The sequence below is a fragment of the Micropruina sp. genome (assembly GCF_027492755.1).
GTDB lineage: Bacteria > Actinomycetota > Actinomycetes > Propionibacteriales > Propionibacteriaceae > Micropruina.
Genome location: NZ_JAPUED010000190.1, coordinates 1 through 15,894, shown reverse-complemented (window position 1 = coordinate 15,894; position 15,894 = coordinate 1). Strand labels below are relative to the sequence as shown.

The 15,894-nt window shown below is 69.5% G+C and carries 15 protein-coding genes and 1 tRNA gene; 7 read left to right on the top strand and 9 right to left on the bottom strand.

The window, feature by feature from the left end; genetic code table 11:
• Positions 1-3 precede the first annotated feature (3 nt).
• Genes Q0066_RS13240 through Q0066_RS13220 form a run of 5 tightly spaced genes read right to left on the bottom strand, consistent with a single transcriptional unit; the run spans position 4 to position 2,606 of the window.
• On the bottom strand, positions 4-645 hold the full coding sequence (locus Q0066_RS13240) for a CoA pyrophosphatase (RefSeq protein WP_298133646.1): 642 nt from the start codon (positions 643-645) through the stop codon (positions 4-6).
• Positions 642-1,247: a TlpA disulfide reductase family protein gene (locus Q0066_RS13235; RefSeq protein ID WP_298133629.1), complete on the bottom strand. Its 606-nt coding sequence runs from the start codon at positions 1,245-1,247 to the stop codon at positions 642-644. The genes Q0066_RS13240 and Q0066_RS13235 overlap by 4 nt, the downstream gene beginning before the upstream one ends.
• Entirely contained in the window at positions 1,244-1,957 is a 714-nt protein-coding gene (nth, locus tag Q0066_RS13230) for an endonuclease III (protein ID WP_298133627.1), read from the bottom strand. Before nth ends, Q0066_RS13235 begins: the two co-directional genes overlap by 4 nt.
• Positions 1,957-2,448, bottom strand: coding sequence for a RidA family protein (locus tag Q0066_RS13225; RefSeq protein WP_298133625.1), 492 nt, complete (start codon positions 2,446-2,448; stop codon positions 1,957-1,959). Before Q0066_RS13225 ends, nth begins: the two co-directional genes overlap by 1 nt.
• Entirely contained in the window at positions 2,445-2,606 is a 162-nt protein-coding gene (locus Q0066_RS13220; protein WP_197709991.1) for a DUF4177 domain-containing protein, read from the bottom strand. Before Q0066_RS13220 ends, Q0066_RS13225 begins: the two co-directional genes overlap by 4 nt.
• Before the next feature lie 79 nt (positions 2,607-2,685).
• Here Q0066_RS13220 and Q0066_RS13215 point away from each other — a divergent pair, with 79 nt between their 5' ends.
• Together Q0066_RS13215 and Q0066_RS13210 are read left to right on the top strand one after the other, a co-directional pair.
• Entirely contained in the window at positions 2,686-3,594 is a 909-nt protein-coding gene (locus tag Q0066_RS13215) for an ArsA-related P-loop ATPase (protein ID WP_298133621.1), read from the top strand.
• Positions 3,591-4,700, top strand: a complete 1,110-nt coding sequence (locus Q0066_RS13210; RefSeq protein ID WP_298133619.1) for an ArsA-related P-loop ATPase — start codon at positions 3,591-3,593, stop codon at positions 4,698-4,700. Before Q0066_RS13215 ends, Q0066_RS13210 begins: the two co-directional genes overlap by 4 nt.
• On the opposite strand, the gene Q0066_RS13205 is transcribed toward Q0066_RS13210, so the two are convergent.
• On the bottom strand, positions 4,644-4,922 hold the full coding sequence (locus Q0066_RS13205; protein ID WP_298133617.1) for a WhiB family transcriptional regulator: 279 nt from the start codon (positions 4,920-4,922) through the stop codon (positions 4,644-4,646). The two genes, Q0066_RS13210 and Q0066_RS13205, sit on opposite strands and share 57 nt — an antisense overlap.
• 163 nt (positions 4,923-5,085) lie before the next feature.
• On the opposite strand from Q0066_RS13205, the gene Q0066_RS13200 reads away from it, so the two are divergent.
• The 4 genes from Q0066_RS13200 to Q0066_RS13185 all read left to right on the top strand — a co-directional run bounded on the left by Q0066_RS13200 (position 5,086) and on the right by Q0066_RS13185 (position 9,788).
• Complete coding sequence (locus Q0066_RS13200) at positions 5,086-7,476, top strand: transglycosylase domain-containing protein (RefSeq protein ID WP_298133616.1); 2,391 nt, start codon at positions 5,086-5,088, stop codon at positions 7,474-7,476.
• The gene (locus Q0066_RS13195) at positions 7,477-8,379 is read left to right on the top strand and encodes a metallophosphoesterase (protein WP_298133614.1); all 903 of its coding nucleotides are present in this window, start codon (positions 7,477-7,479) and stop codon (positions 8,377-8,379) included. It abuts the gene before it with no gap.
• A 45-nt stretch (positions 8,380-8,424) separates the two neighbouring features.
• Positions 8,425-8,501, top strand: a tRNA-Pro gene (locus Q0066_RS13190).
• Between the two features lie 192 nt (positions 8,502-8,693).
• Positions 8,694-9,788 (top strand): hypothetical protein, encoded by a 1,095-nt coding sequence (locus Q0066_RS13185; RefSeq protein ID WP_298133612.1) that lies wholly within the window; start codon positions 8,694-8,696, stop codon positions 9,786-9,788.
• A 7-nt stretch (positions 9,789-9,795) separates the two neighbouring features.
• On the opposite strand, the gene Q0066_RS13180 is transcribed toward Q0066_RS13185, so the two are convergent.
• Positions 9,796-11,226, bottom strand: coding sequence for a DUF2252 domain-containing protein (locus tag Q0066_RS13180; RefSeq protein WP_298133610.1), 1,431 nt, complete (start codon positions 11,224-11,226; stop codon positions 9,796-9,798).
• 157 nt (positions 11,227-11,383) lie between these two features.
• Here Q0066_RS13180 and Q0066_RS13175 point away from each other — a divergent pair, with 157 nt between their 5' ends.
• Positions 11,384-12,988 (top strand): hypothetical protein, encoded by a 1,605-nt coding sequence (locus Q0066_RS13175; protein ID WP_298133608.1) that lies wholly within the window; start codon positions 11,384-11,386, stop codon positions 12,986-12,988.
• A 121-nt stretch (positions 12,989-13,109) separates the two neighbouring features.
• Here Q0066_RS13175 and Q0066_RS13170 read toward each other — a convergent pair whose 3' ends face one another.
• A complete protein-coding gene (locus tag Q0066_RS13170; RefSeq protein ID WP_298133606.1) occupies positions 13,110-14,084 on the bottom strand; it encodes an ABC transporter ATP-binding protein in 975 nt (324 codons plus the stop codon).
• The gene (locus tag Q0066_RS13165; RefSeq protein ID WP_298133604.1) at positions 14,081-15,730 is read right to left on the bottom strand and encodes an iron ABC transporter permease; all 1,650 of its coding nucleotides are present in this window, start codon (positions 15,728-15,730) and stop codon (positions 14,081-14,083) included. The genes Q0066_RS13170 and Q0066_RS13165 overlap by 4 nt, the downstream gene beginning before the upstream one ends.
• Between the last annotated feature and the right edge of the window lie 164 nt (positions 15,731-15,894).

Below are 15,894 nucleotides of genomic sequence, written 5' to 3'. Positions count from 1 at the left end.
GGGTCAGCGCCGCCGGCCGATCCGGAACCGTTCCGGAATGTCAGAGAGGCGCTCGACGTCCCAAGGCACCGTCCAGCCGGCCAGGTCGAACAGGCCGTCCAGCAGGTAGGCGGTGAAGCCCCAGATGAACAGTTCGCCGACCACGAATCCGGGGCCGCTGAAGCCCGCCGGATGCGTCCAGGTGAGCCGGTTCGCCGGGTCGACCAGGACGTCCACCGCCACCGAATGCACCGCCGCGATCTCGGTGACGTCCACGGGCGCCAGCGGACGCGGTGTCGGCCAGCGCCCGACCACCGCGGTCACCGCGAAGTCGCTGGCCCGCACGTAGGCCGGCGGCAGGACACCCAGCACCTCGACCTCGCCGGGCGCCAGCCCGACCTCCTCGTCCGCCTCACGCAGCGCCCCGGCCACCGCAGACGCATCGGACGCCTCGATCGAGCCACCCGGAAAGGCGACCTGCCCGGCATGGGTGCGCAGCCGGGCGTCCTTCTCGACCAGCACGATGCGGGTGCCCTCGGCGTGCTCGGCCAACGCGATCAACACTGCCGCCGGACGCCCACCCTGGGCTGCCCGGCCAGCCACGCGAGCGGCCGCTTCGGGTCCGGCCAGTGCCGCCCGGAGCCGTTCCGCATCAACCGTGGTCACAGCGAGACTCCGAGCTTGTCGCGGGTCAGTTGGATCAGTTCGTCGTAGGACTGCAGCTTGCCGGCGACGGTATGCACCACTTTGCCGTCGGCATCGACGAACAGCGTGGTGGGAAGGCCGGGCACCGACATCTTCGTGCTCAGTCGGCGCTCCGGATCGGCGAGCTGCGGGTACTTCCAGCCGACCAGTCCGGCGAACTCGACCGCCAGTTCGGGCCGCGGGTCGTTGTAGTCGATGCCGAGCATGAACACCTTCCCCTTGCTGGCTTTGGCGAACTGCCGCAGGTAGGGCGACTCCTCGCGGCACGGCGGGCACCATTGCGCCCAGACGTTGACCAGCATCGGCTTGCCGCGCAGCCCGGCCAGCCGGACGGTGGAATCGCCGCCGAGGCAGTCCAGCGTCAGGTCCGGCAGCCCGTCGCTGCGCGCCGGCACGGTGGCCGACGATTTCGGGCAATCGGCGATCCCAGCCTGCTTGCGTGCGGCGACGACCGCCGCCGGATCGACCGGAGTGAAGCTCGGCGTGGGCGGCTCGGACGGCGTCGCCGTGCAACCGCCGAGCAGCAGCGCGGCGATCGCGACCAGCACTCCCAGTCGCCTCATCCGCGGGGTTCCCGGATCAGCTTCGCGGCGACCACCGGGTCGGTCGGGCCGATGCCGTACGACGGGCACAGCTTGGCCACCGGGCAGGCCCCGCAGGCCGGACGCCGCGCGTGGCAGCGGCGGCGTCCGTGCCAGATCACGTTGTGCGACAGCTGCGTCCATTCCTTGCGCGGGAACAGCGCCCCAACCTCGGCCTCCACCACCTCGGGTTTGGCCGAATCGGACCAGCCGAATCGCTCCGACAAGCGCAGGAAGTGGGTGTCGGTGGTGATGCCGGGAACACCGAAGGCGTTGCCGAGCACCACGTTGGCGGTCTTCCGGCCCACCCCGGGCAAGGTCACCAGCTGCTTCAAGGTGCCCGGCACCTCGCCGCCGTAACGCTCGACGAGTGCGGCGCCCAGTTTGATCAGCGAGTCGGTCTTGGCCCGGAAGAACCCGGTCGGATGGATCAGTTCCTCCAGCTCGGCCCGGTCGGCGGAAGCGTAGGCAGCGGCGTCGGGGTAGCGGGCGAAGATCACCGGCGTGACGGCGTTGACCCGGCGGTCGGTGGACTGCGCGCTGAGGATGGTGGCCACCAACAGCTCCAGCGGGTTGCCGAAGTCGAGTTCGCAGCGCGCGTCCGGATAGGTTGCGGCGAGCGTGCGGTTGATCGCCCGCGCCCGCCGCACCAGCGCCGTCCGAGACTCCGTCAGCGCCGTCGGAGCAGCCATCAGAAGGACGCCGCGCTGGCCTCGACGACCAGCTCCAGCTCCACCGGTGCGTCGAGCGGCAGCGACGCCACCCCGACCGCGGAGCGGACATGCCGGCCCAGCGGACCGAAGATCTCACCGAGCAGTTCGCTGGCACCGTTGGCCACCTGCGGCTGGGCGGTGAAGTCAGGGGTGCCGGCCACGTAGACGACCATCCGGACGACCCGCCGAATGTTGTCGATGCCGCCGACCTCGGACGCCGCAGCGGCCAGCGCGTTCAGCACGGCGACCCGGGCCGCCTGGGTGGCCTGCTCGACGGTGACCTCGGCGCCCACCTTGCCGGTGGCGACCAGCGCGCCCTGCACGGTCGGCAGCTGACCCGAGGTCAGCACCTGCCCGGCGGAGGCGATCGCCGGAATGTAGGCGGCCAGCGGTACGGCGACCGGCGGAAGGGTCAGCCCGAGTTCGGCCAGCCGCTGCGACGGTGCCGGGCCGGCGACCTCCTCGTTCACCCGTCCTCCAGCGGACGCTTCAGGTACGCCACCAGGTTCTGCGGGTTCGGGCCCGGAACGACCTGCACCAGCTCCCAGCCGTCGGCGCCCCACTGGTCCAGAATCTGCTTGGTCACGTGCACCAGAACGGGCACCGTCACATACTCCCACTTGGTCATGGGCCCAACATTAACGGCAGCCTCCGACAGCCGAGCCCGGTCGAGACCGGGCCCGCATCCCCGCACCTAAGCTGACCGCATGGCCGTCCGCGCTCCGTTGCACATCGTGACGGGCAAGGGCGGTGTCGGTAAGACCACCGTCGCACTCGCCCTGGCCCACCGGCTGGCCGCGGACGGCGCCCGGGTCGCGGTCGCCGAGGTCGAGGGACGCGGCGGGCTCCAACTGGCCACCGGCACCCGGATCGGGCCCGAACCGACACCGCTGCGGAGCGCCGTCCAACCAGGGCGCGGCCGCGTGTTCGGCATCCAGATCGATGCCCGCCGGGCGCTGGCCGGGTATCTGCAGCGCTATTACCGGCTCGGCTTCGCCGCCGAGGTGTTGCAGTTCGACCCGCTGGTCGACTTCGCCACCCGGATCGCGCCCGGGCTACGCGACATCCTGCTGATCGGCCAGCTGACCCATCTCACCGACGGCCATCCCGACATCGACGTGGTGGTCCTGGACGCCCCGCCGTCCGGCCGGATCGGGTCGTTCCTGGGCGCCGGTGAGGCCCTCACCGCACTCACCGACGGCAGCCCGATCGCCGGCCAGGCGGCGTCGGTGATGGACGACCTGCGGGACCCCGGCTGTCGGGTGCATGTGGTGACGCTGCTCGACGAGTTGCCGGTCACCGAGGCGATCGAAACCGTGACCGCGATCCGCGAGTTGGGCCTCACCCCGGGCGCGGTCGTCGCGAATCGCTGCCTCGACCAGCTCACGGTCCCCGACCCGCCGCCCACCGCCCCGAACAGCATCGACCCGGCGACCTGGGCCGCCCTCACTTCGCAGTTCACCGCCGACGCCGAGGCTGCCCGGGCCCAGACGGCGTGGGAGGCGCTGCTCAGCCACCGCACCGAACTGACCGTGGAGCGTCTTCCCGAGCTCGACCCCGAAATCCCGAGCGGTCAGCAGCCCGCCGCGCTGGCGCCCGCACTGGGAGCGTTGTGAGCGCCGGACTCGACGCCCTGCTGCGCGACGACGGCGTGCGCGTGTTGCTGTGCGTCGGCACCGGCGGGGTGGGCAAGACCACCCTGTCGGCCGCGGTCGCCGTCCGGGCCGCCCTGCTCGGACGCCGCGTCGTGGTGGTCACCATCGATCCGGCCCGGCGGCTGGCGCAGGCGATGGGCCTGGACGCCCTGGCCCACGACCCGACTCCGGTCGAGGTCCCGGACGCCGCCGGCAGCCTGCACGCGATGATGCTGGACGTCCGGCAGGCCTTCGACCTGGCGCTGGCTGCGCAGGTGGACGGCCCCGAGGCGGAGCGGATCCGCGCCAACCCCTTCTATACGGCGCTCACCGAGACCTTTTCGGGCACCCAGGAGTACGCGGCCATGGAGAAGATCGGCGAACTGCATCGCCGCGCCGCGGCCACCGGCGAGTGGGATCTGATCGTGGTCGACACCCCGCCCAGCGCGTCCGCCCTGGACTTCCTGGACGGCCCGAGCCGGCTGGAGGCACTGGCGCACAATCCGCTGCTGCGGGTGGTGCTGGGCCTGCCGCGCGGACCGTTCGGGTTCCTGGACGCCGGCGCCGCCCTGGCGACCAAGGCGCTCGACCGCATTCTCGGCGGACGGCTGTTCAGCGACCTGCGCACCTTCCTACAGGTCTTCGAGCGGGCCGTGCTGGCCTTCGAGTCCCACGCGGCGCAGACCCGGGAGTTGTTGGCGTCCGAGGCTGCGGGTTTCCTGGTCGTCGCCGCGCCTCGTCCGGCTCCGGTGGCGGAGGCCCTGGCGTTGGCTCGACGGCTGCGTAGCGAGGGTCTGCCGCTGCGCCGGGTGCTGGTCAATCAGCTGACGCCGACCGTCGACGTCGATCCAGAGTCTTTGGAAAACGCCGAGCGGGCGGCCGATCCCGGTCAGCGGGCGGTGCTGCGCCATCATCGGCTTGCCATGGCCCGCGCCGACCGAGAGCAACAGAACTACGCGAGTCTGTCCGAGGCAGGCGTCCCTCTCGATCTGGTCGGACGCCGGCCGGGCGGCGTCCACGATCTGGCGGGTCTAGCTGCTCTGGTTGACCGCGTCGGCGAGGAAACGACGCCAGGAGCGCACCTCTGAGTGCTGGCGCAGCAGGCGCCGGCGCTCGCGTTCGGTCATTCCGCCCCAGACACCCCATTCGATCCGGTTGTCCAGCGCCTCGGCGAGACATTCGGCCCTGACCTCACAGCCGAAGCAGATGGTCCGGGCACGTTTCTGGTCGGCGCCGTCGGGGAACAGGTCGTCCTGCAGGCCGCGGCACTTGGCCAACATCGGCCAGCTGTCCATCTCCATCAGGGGCACAGTTTCACCATCCGTTGTAGCTGCGATCTACTACTACGTAGTGTAGTTGTTAGCTCTCGATAGGACAAGCTCCGCGAGCCCAAGGCCCCCGAACAGCGTGCGGTTGACGCGCCAGTCCGCTAGGGTTCGGGCGCCCACGCCCGCGTCACGTACTCTGTAGTCCATGCGCTTGGGGAAGAGGCTCTATTCGCTGGTCATGTTTATCGTGGTCAGCGCGCTCGGCGGGCTATTGATAGCCGGCCTCGCGGTACCGCTGGCCGGAATGAGCGCGGAGGTGGGCAAGACCACAGCAACCGCGATGGACTCACTCCCTGCCGAGCTGACCATGCCGCCGCAGGCACAGCGCTCGCGGGTGCTGATGGCCGACGGCTCGCCGCTGGTGAACTTCTACGAAGAGAACCGGCAGTACGTGCCGCTGAGCAAGATCGCCCCGATCATGCAGAAGGCGCAGATCGCGATCGAGGACCACCGCTTCTACGAGCACGGCGCGATGGACCTGCAGGGCACCATGCGCGCACTGGTCAGCACCGTCCGCGGCAACACCCAGGGCGCCTCGACCCTCACCCAGCAGTACGTGAAGATGGTGCAGATCAGCGCCGCCGCCGCCCGCGGCGACACCGAGGGCGTGGAGAAGGCGCAGGAGAACACGATCGCCCGCAAGATCCAGGAGCTGCGCTACGCCATCGCCCTGGAGAAGAAGTACACCAAGGACCAGATCCTCGAGTTCTACCTGAACATCGCCTACTACGGCGACGGCTCCTACGGCGTCGAATCGGCGGCGATGAACTTCTTCGGTGTGCACGCCAGCGAACTCAACCTGCAGCAGGCCGCGATGCTGGCCGGCATGGTCCGCAACCCGGTCGGTACCAACCCGCGCACCCCCGGCCTCGAGCTGGTGGCGCTGCAGCGCCGCAACGACGTGCTCGACCGGATGGCCTCCAAGGACGTGGCGGTGATCACCCCGCAAGAGGCGGCCAAGGCCAAGACCGCGAAGCTGGGCATCGTCAAGGCGAAGCCGAAGTTGCACGGCTGCGGCAACGCCGAGTTCCCGTTCATCTGCGACTACATCGAGCGCACCCTGCTCGCCTCGCCCAGCCTGGGCGCCACCCGCGAGGACCGCGAGAACGCGCTGTACCGCGGTGGCCTGACGATCCGGACCATGATCGACCCCAAGGTGCAGCGCAAGTCCGAGAAGACGATCCAGAACTACCTCGACCCGCGCGACCCGGTCGACTCGGTGATCGTGATGATTCAGCCGGGCACCGGGCTGATCGTCGCCATGGCCCAGAACCGCAACAAGATGGGCACCAAGAAGAGTCAGACCTTCTGGAACTACGCGGTGAGCAACAAGATGGGTGGTGGCGACGGCTATCAGGGTGGCTCCACCTTCAAGATGTTCGTAGCGGCTGCCGCACTGCAGAACGGCTTGGGCGCGTACGGCACCATCAAGGTTCCACGGTCGATGGATATCCACGGCATGCGCTTCCAGTCCTGCCAAGGCCCGTTCACGTTTACTGGGCACCACGACGTCAATGGGGTGGGCGGCACCTTCAATCTCTTCACCGGGGCCACCCACTCGGTGAACGGCTACTTCACACAACTCGAGTCGGCCGCGAATCTTTGTGACGCCACCAAGATCGCCAAAGAGTTAGGGTTGCAGGTCGGGATTGACCCGAAGGGAGACCGGCTGACCCGGGAGTTCAGCAACTACCCCTCGTTCACCTTGGGTGCGGTCGAGGTCACCCCGCTCTCGCTGGTCAACGCCTACGCCACCGTCGCCGCCCGAGGCATCCGCTGCGATCCGATCATCATCAAGTCGATCAAGGCCTCCGACGGATCAACCCTCGAGGCACCGAGCGCCAACTGCAAGCGAGTGATGGACGAGGGCATCGCCGATGCCTTGTCCAAGGTCTTCCAGGGCCCGTTCCGCTCTGGCACCGCAACGCCTGCTCGCGTGCCCGGCTACACCATTGCCGGTAAGACCGGCACGGTCCCTAAGAACAGGGCGATCTGGACGGTCGGTTTCACTCGCAGCCTCGCCGGTGGCGGCATGATCTCCTTCTCCAAGGATCCGCGGTTCAAGAGCTACTGGCAGCACCGGAGCAACTTCCTTCAGGGTGCCTACATGAAGTACTCGCACCGCGTTCTCCAGGGGGCCTCCGGCCCGGAGGCTGGCGCCCACATCTTCAAGCCGGCATTCGCCGCGGCGTTGCCGAACTTCGACCGCAAGGGCTTCGTCGAGCCGCCCTACGGCATCCTGGCCGGCAAGAAGGTCAGCGTTCCGGGCTGCTCCAGCGTTGAGGGCTGCCGCTCGGTGCTGCTCGCCAATGGCTTCGGGGCGTACACCGAATTCATCGCCAGTAACTCTCCCAAGGGCACCTTCCTGGGCATCAGCCCGAGGGTCGCCGTCCGCGGCACCAGCGTCCGGATCCTGGTCTCGTCCGGCCCGGCACCCCGTCCGCAGACACCCGACAAGCCCAAGAAGGACAAGAAGAAGGACGACAAGAAGCCCGATCCCGATCCGTCCAAGAAGCCACCCAAGAAGACGCCATAGGTGTTCGGGAAGCTAGTGGGCCGTTTGGCGGCCCTCGGTGCGGCGTGCGTCGCCTACGGCTTCTGGGAGGCGCGGCATTTCGTGGTTCGACGTCGCGAGGTGCCGATCCTCCCGCCGGGTTCGGCCCCGCTGCGCCTGCTGCACGTCTCGGACATCCATCTGATGGCCCGGCAACGCTACAAGACGGAATTCATTCGCGCTCTGGCCGGGCTGGAACCCGACCTGGTGGTCACCACCGGTGACAACTGGAGCGAACCCACCGCACTTGAGCCGCTGATGCGAGCCTGGGGACGGCTGCGCGACGTCCCGGGCGCGTTCGTGTTCGGCTCCAACGACTACGAGGAGCCGCACTTCCGTCCGCCGTTGATGTACCTGGTCCGCTCGACCGAGGGCGAGGGCAGCGCGAAGCGTCCGCTGCCGGTCGACGAGTTGCGGGCCGCCTACTGCGAACGCGGCTGGGTCGACGTCAACACCTCCCGGGCGCAGATCAGGGTCCGCGGCCTCACCTTCGAGTTCCGCGGTACCGACGACGCCCATCTCGGACACGACGACTACAGCCTGGTCGCCGGGCCCCCGTCCGCCGATGCGGATGTGTCGATCGGCGTGACCCACGCCCCCTACCTGCGGGTGCTGGACGCGATGACCACCGACGGCGTCGACCTGATCCTGGCCGGCCACACCCACGGCGGCCAGGTCTGCGTGCCCTACTACGGCGCCCTGGTCACCAACTGCGACCTGGACACCACCCGCGCCAAGGGCCTCTCCACCCACACCGTCGCCGACCGGACGGCGTACCTGCACGTCTCGGCAGGCATGGGATCCTCGCCGTTCGCCACCTACCGGTTCGCCTGCCCGCCCGAGGTGACCGTACTCACCCTGGTCGCCACGGACTCAAATGGCTGATCGGACGAGACTCGTATAGACTGCTCGTCGGCCCGGAAGGGCCATCGGGGTGTGGCGCAGCTTGGTAGCGCGCATCGTTCGGGACGATGAGGTCGCAGGTTCAAATCCTGTCACCCCGACCAGAGAGCCGCTCTGGCTAGGAGAAACTCCAGCCAGAGCGGCTTTTCCGTCTCTGCGGGCCCAGCTACCGGCCACCCTTGCGTGCAGGCACACGCCGAAACGATTGGCCAGGTCAGCGCTCCCCATCGCCCCCCGAGCGCTGTTGCGGCATGATGCCCCTAGGGGATTCGCGATGGAGTGGGGGCTGCGTCGAGATGAGCGAGAGACAGTTGCGCGCGGCCGGACGTCGCGGCACACCGCAGAGCGCCCGGTCGGTGGTACGGGAACTGGCGCGGCAACACCCGGATCTGGTCGCCGCCGACGGCGGGCCGTCCGACTGGCTGCTGGTTTGGGACGCACAGATCGCCCCACAGATCACCCGCTCCCCCGCCCGCTTCACCCTCGACTACCTCTTCGTCGATGCGGACGCCGTCCCGGCCCTGGTGGTGACGGCTCGCTCGACCGACACCCGCGTCCGCCGTGAAGCGATCGGCCGGGTTCTCGACCTGGCCGCGAACGGGGTGCAGGGCTGGTCCGCCTCTCAGCTGCGGGCGGCCCTCACCGCCACGAAGGGCGATGCCGTCCGCGCAGTCGCCAACTGGCGGCGGGGCACTCCCCTCGACGTTGACGATTTCCTCGCTCGGGTCGACGACAACCTGCAGCGGGGGCGGCTCCGCCTCATCCTCGCCACCGATGTCATCCCCGACGAAATGCGTCGGCTGGTCGGCTTCCTCGACGATCAGCTCGACCGCACCCGGCTCTACGCGCTGGAGCTTTCCCGTCCGGCCCTCACCGACGGCGAGACGGCTGTGCCTGCCCGCGTGCAGCGTCCATCCAGCAAGCGTGTGGCCCACTCAGGGGGTGCCTCCGTCGCCCGCCGGTCACGCGACGACATGCTCAGCCAGGCGACCCCCGAGACTCACACGGTCCTCGACCGCATCGAGACACTGGCGCACGACCTGAACCTGATCATTGAGCACTCGCCGTCGGCGTTGCTGTTGAAGACCGGTGCCCGCGAGACGCTCGCCGCCGTCTACTTCCCCTGGAACACCATCGACATAGCGCTGCAGCGGCTGCGCGACAAGGGGTGGAGCGAGCAGGCCGAGCGTATCCACCACGCTCTGCAGACCACTACAACGAAGCGGTTGCCGGCGAGGAGCCCGGCCGTTCCCACCGCGGACGCGCTCGGCAACTGGCCGCTGGTCCGCGAGGCGCTGTCCACCATGGCGAATCTGTACGCGGCCGGCAGCGAGTCACCGTTGCACGGTGCCGCGGTCCGCCTGGTCAGCTTCGACCCGTTGAGCAGCTGAGGCTGCTTCAGCTCTCGGCGGCAGCCTTCACCCGGCCCGAGGCGACCGCCTCGGCCAATGCGGCGTGGTCGCGTTCGTTGACGTCGGCGTAGCGCTCAGCGAAGTCGGCCACCGCATTCTCGAAGGCCTCCGACTTGCCGAGGTAGCCGGCGATCGCGACCCGGTCGCCGGAACGCGCGTGGGCACGGGCCAGCGTCCACCCGCACATGGCCGCGTACAGCGTGAGGCTGGACGGCCGCATCTGCTCGATGTCGGCGGAGAACTTCCAGTCACGCAGCTGCCGCAGGTAGTAGTCCACGCCGCCGTCGATCTCGGGCACCCCCTTCAGCCAGCCCAGGAAGATGTCGCTGGCGGCCTGCATCAACCGTTGCCCGGTGACCACCCGTTCGCCCTCACTGCGCGCTGTGGATGTTCCCGCGTACGGCTCCAGAACCGACGACTGCGCCTGCTTGGCCTGCAGCAACAGGGCGTCCGAGCGGCCGGCACCTTCGAACAGCAGGATCCAGGCCCGGGTGCCCACGCTGCCGACTCCGACCACCTTGTGGGCGACGTCGGTGAGCCGGAAGTGGTCGAGCAGGACTCGCCGGTCGCTGGCCAGCGTGTGCCGATAGGAAGCCACCAGCGAGTCGAGTTGGTGGCGTATCTCGTCCGGTTCGAGGCTGCTGAGCTCGTCCAGCGGCACCACCAGCGGCGGATCGGCGACGATGCGGCGGCGTCCGTCACGCTCGGTGGTCAGCTTGCGAATCGCCTGCAGGCCGGTGCGGGAGCGCGCCTTCGCCAACGACGCCTCGGCCGCCCGCACCTGGTCGCCATGACGTTCGCGACGTTTCGGGCTCAGCGACCGGACGAAATCGCCCCAGGTGTTGTCCAGATCGAGACCGGAATACCAGACATCGAGGAACGGCTGTCCGGCGAAGTCGCGCATCGCTTGCCGATACCGCCGGACCGCGGCGATCGTCGACTTGCGGGCCTGCTTCGCGGTGAAGCCGTTGTTGCGGGCGGCGATCACCAGGCTCGCGGCCAGCCGTTTCACATCCCACTCGAACGGGCCGGGCAAGGTTTCGTCGAAGTCGTTGAGGTCGAACACCAGCCGCCGTTCCGCCGAGGCGTAGGCGCCGAAGTTGGACAGATGAGCATCGCCGCACAGCTGCGCACGCAGCCCGGCCGTCGGGGTACGGCTCAGGTCGGCCGCCATCACCAGCGCGGCGCCTCGGTAGAAGGTGAACGGCGAGACCAGCATGCGGCGGTACCGGATCGGCACCAACTCGGGCACCCGGGTGGCGGCCTGACCGATCAGCAGACCGATCGGGTCGCGGTCGGACGCCAGCGGCAACTCGGCGTGCGACTCCAGCGGACAATCACGGCGCAACGCCTTGCCGTCGGCTTTACGGGTGGGGTGCGGCGGGCGCTCGGTCACCGGGTCGGACTGATCGGTCATGATCGGGCTCCCTCCACCGCGAGGCTGAACGCTCTGAGCGTAGACCCGGATCGCCCCAGCCACTGCTGGTTGAGCTTGTCGAAACGTCCTTATGAGCAGGCTCGGATCCAGGTCAACGCTGCATGAGGCCACGGTGAAGGATCGGTAGCATTCCGCTGTGCGTTTTGGGCGACGGAGACCGGTCATCGCGCCCGCATTGCTGTTCGTTCGCGTCCCGCCCGACCAGGTCAGCGCCTGGGCCGGCGAGCGCGGTGTCCCATGCTGGGTCCAGCAGCTCCCCGGCGGCTGGGTGCTGGCCCGGACGGCGACCGTGGGCGGTGTTCTGGTCGGCTCAGGCCAGTCGCCCGACGATGCCTTGCTGGAGTGGGCCACCCGCACGCCGGACGCCTACCTGGCGCGGGAAGCGATCCACTGCGTACGCGCGGGCAGGATCGAGGTACTGGACGACCTCGTGCCACCACCGTGGGAGGCCGATGACCCGCGTCCGCGCCGTGGCCTGGTCGCCGTCCGTGGCGATCAGCCAGGCGCACAGGGCCTGCTCGCGCACCTGCAGGCAGCACCCGCTGTCGAGGTGTGCCGTGACGGCTGGACGCTGATTCCCCATGACGATCCGCTCTGGGCGTCCGCAGCCGCCGTCGTCGATGACGAAGCGGGCCTGGCCCTGATGACCCAGGGCGATGAGTTGCGGCTGTGGCTTGTTCACGACGGCGAACCCATGGCCGACTGGGAATGGTCGGTCACCGGCACCCTCGCAGCCATCGATCAGCTGCCACCGGGGGAACTGGGTGACGAAGTCCGCGACACCGTGTTCCCGGCGCGCTTTGGCGTCGACACCTTCGACGACTTCGGTTTCCAGGCGACCCCGCGGCTCGCCCAGGCGCTCGCCACCGACGCACCAGCAGCCGTCGCCGTCCCGGAGCTGGTCGCGGCGCTCGGCCTTCCGGACGCCGCCCGCGCGCACCTGCTCGGCGAAATCGATCTCGCCGACGCACCGGACGCACGGGTCAGCCAGCCGGCCGGCACCGTCGCGGCCGCGATCGCAGGCAGTGTGTCGGCGGCCGAACTGCAGCGGGCCTCGGCACAGAGTCCGCGCCGCCGGCTCTGGGGTGCGGTCGGCTGGGCGGCGGCCCTGGCGCTCTGTGCGCTGCTGGCGGTGCTGATCGTCGACGACCTGCGTTCCGGAACCGAGGTCTCGGTATGGACCTGGATTCGGCTGCCGCTGGTGCTGCTGATCGTGCCGGCCGCGATCCTCGGCATTCGGCGCTGGTGGATGCTTCGCGGGACCGGCCAGCGTGAGCCCTCCGGGCAGGGCGCGAGGCATGAGCCGCGGACGAGTTGGTGGTACGGCCGAGGCCCGAGCACGACGGTCGTGGTGCTCGTCGGCTTGGCCATCCTCGCCGTGGCGATTGGGATCTGGATCTCCGGCGCCCCGCTACGGGACCGCGGCATCCAGACCACGGCGCAGGTGGTCACGCTAAACGAAGACAGCTTCACCGTCAGCTTCGACGATCGGTCAGGCAGCCCCAGAACGGCCGAGATCGCTCCATGGGGCGAACTCGAAGCCGGCGATCCGATCACCATCGTCTATGACCCGCTGGATCCAGCGCATGCATCGAGTCTGGATGAACTCAACGACCCCGTTGTCTACATCATCTTTGCCGCGCTCGCGGCGTTCTGCCTCGTGCTCGCTCTACTGACCTGGCTTCGCGTGATCGACTGGCAACGAGTCGCGAACTGGCTGGAGCAGGCACCCGGCATCTAAAGGAAACGCTGATCAAAGCGCCGCCACCGTCATCCCGGACTTGCTCCGGGATCTCTCCCGCCTGAGATCCCGGGTCGGAGCCGGTCGGAACCCGGGATGACGTGAATGATCAGCGCCTTCGCTAGCCGGGAATCACCGCGCAGCCGGCCGGGTCGAGCGCCACGGTGAGCGAGTCGGCCTCGACCCGTTCGGCGGCGCGCACGGTCGCGGTCTGACAGTCGGGTAGCCGGACGTCGATCAGCACCTCGCCGCGCTGGTGACGTTGGTCGAGGATCGACAGTTCCACGCCGTCCGCGGACGGGGTGAGGCCGGCCGGACCGATGCCGACCACCTCGTCCGTGGCGACGCGGATCCGGCCCAGCTGGGCGGCGACGTCCGGGGCGATGAAGGGTTCGTAGCCGAGGAAGGCGGCCACCTCGCGCGATGCCGGACGCCGCCACAGCAGTTCGGGTGCGTCCAGCTGCAGCAGCCGTCCGTCGGCCATCACACCGACCCGGTCGGCCAGCGCGAAAGCCTCGTCCTGATCGTGGGTGACATACAAAGCCGTGGTGCCGGTGGTACGCAAGGCCTCGCCGAGCACCTCGACCAGATGTTCCCGCAGGTTGCGGTCCAGCGCCGACAGCGGTTCGTCGAGCAGCAGCAACCGTGGCCGCGGGGCCAGCGAGCGGGCCAGCGCCACCCGCTGCGCCTGCCCACCGGAGAGTTCGCTGACCCGACGTCCGCCGTAGCCGGGCAGGCCCACGATGTCGAGCAGTTCGGCCACCCGGGCTCGGCGCTGGGCTCGGGCTTCCCGGTACAGCCCGTAGCCGATGTTGCCGGCGACGCTGAGGTGCTGGAACAGCTGGCCGTCCTGGAACATCATCCCGAAGCCGCGGGCGTGCACCGGCACCGCCGACACGTCGACGCCGTCCCAGGCCACCACACCTCCGGCCAGCGGTTCCAGGCCGGCGACGCCGCGCAGCAGCGACGACTTGCCCGACCCGGACGCCCCGAGCAGCGCCACGATCTCCCCGGGCTCGACGGCCAGGTCGACGCCGTCCACCGCGACCAGTTCGCCGTAGCGGACCGTCGCGTCACGGACCTCCAGACCCTTCACAGTTCCGCCTCCTTCGGCCGGACGAGTTCCGCTGCGGCCATCACCGCGGCGGTCAGCACCGCCAGCACGACTGAGGCGGCCAGCGCCATCCCGAAGTTGTCGGCACCGGGGCGTCCGATCAGCCGGAAGATGACCGTCGGCAGCGTGGGATGCTCCGGCCGGGACAGGAACGAGGTGGCACCGAACTCGCCGAGCGAGGTGGCGAACGCGAAACCGATCGCCAGGCCCAGGCCGCGCAGCGCCAGGGCGCCGTCGATGCTGGCCAGCACCCGCCCCGGACCGGCGCCGAGCATGGCGGCCGCCTCACGTTGCCGTGGATCGATCGCCCGCAGCACCGGCAGCAGGGTGCGCACCACCAACGGCAGCGCCACGATCGCCTGCGCGATCGGGATCAGGATCGGTGAGGTCCGCAGATCGAACGGCGGCCGGTTGAGGGTGATCAGGAAACCGAAGCCGACCGTCACCGCCGACACTCCGAGCGGCAGCATGAACACCGCATCCAGCACCCGCACACCCGCGACGCCGGCTCGTCTGCGAGGCCGGCGTGAGGCGACCAGGCTGACCAAAACCCCTAGCAGCACCGCGATCGCACTGGCTTGCGCGGCGATCACCAGCGAGTTGAGCGCCGCCGTCCAGACCGGCACGGCCAGACCGTCACCGGTGCCGGCCAGCAGCTGGTAGTTGCGCCACCCCCAGCCGTCGGCGGTCACGAACGAGCGCACCACGAGGTACACCATCGGGACGCCGAGCAGGCCGACCACGACGGCGACGGTGACCAGGCTGGGCAGCAGATCCCGGCGCCACCGCCAGGGCTGTTCGGCGGTGTTGTCGCCGCGCAACCGCAGGGCGTGTTCGGAACGCGCCCGGGCTCGTCCGGCGATCACCAGCGCGATCACGACCACCACGAGTTGGACGATGGACAGCGCGGCCGCCGCCGGCAGGTCGAGCAGCTGGGTGGTCTGGTACCAGATCTCGGTCTCGATGGTGCTGAACCGGACGCCGCCCATCACCATCACGATGCCGAACGCGGTGGCGCAGAACAGGAAGACCAGCGACGCTCCGGACAGCACAGCCGGGGCGATCGCGGGCAGCGTCACCGTGCGGAACACCCGCGCCGGGGATGCTCCCAGCATGCGGGCCGCCTCGGCCGTCCGGGGGTCGATCCGGGACCACAGTGCGCCGACGGTGCGGACGATGACCGAATAGTTGAAGAAGACCAGGGCGAACACGATGGCGGCGAAGCTCTCGTCCAGGCCGAGCCAGCCGAACGGTCCCTGCGCTGCGAAGAGGGAACGGAAAGCCACCCCAACGACCACGGTGGGCAGCACGAACGGCACCGACACCACCGCCCGCAACAGGCCGCGTCCGGGGAATCGGCAGCGGTACAACAGGTAGGCGCCGGGAACGCCGAGCAGCACCGCGACCAGCGTTCCCACGGCTGCCTGGCCGAGGGTCTGACCGATGATCCGCCAGGTCCGTGCGGTCGACAGCACCTCGGTGACGCCTGCCAGGCTGGGGGCGCCGTCCACGATGAAACCGCGGCTGACCAGGCCTGCGACCGGCCAGGCGAAGAAGATGCCGAGGAAGGCGAGCGGGATCAGTGCGGCGAGCGTCCACAGCACGATCGCGAGCGGACTGGGTCGCACACGCTCCGTTGGTCGAGCTTGTCGAGACCCCACCCCACCCGCTGGTCGAGCACTATCCGCTGGTCGAGCTTGTCGAGACCCCTCCCCCTCCCGGGGCGGGCCCAACAACCCCCCCCCCAATGCCCCCCCCACCACCCCCCCGTAGGCCCAACCACGAAGCGCCC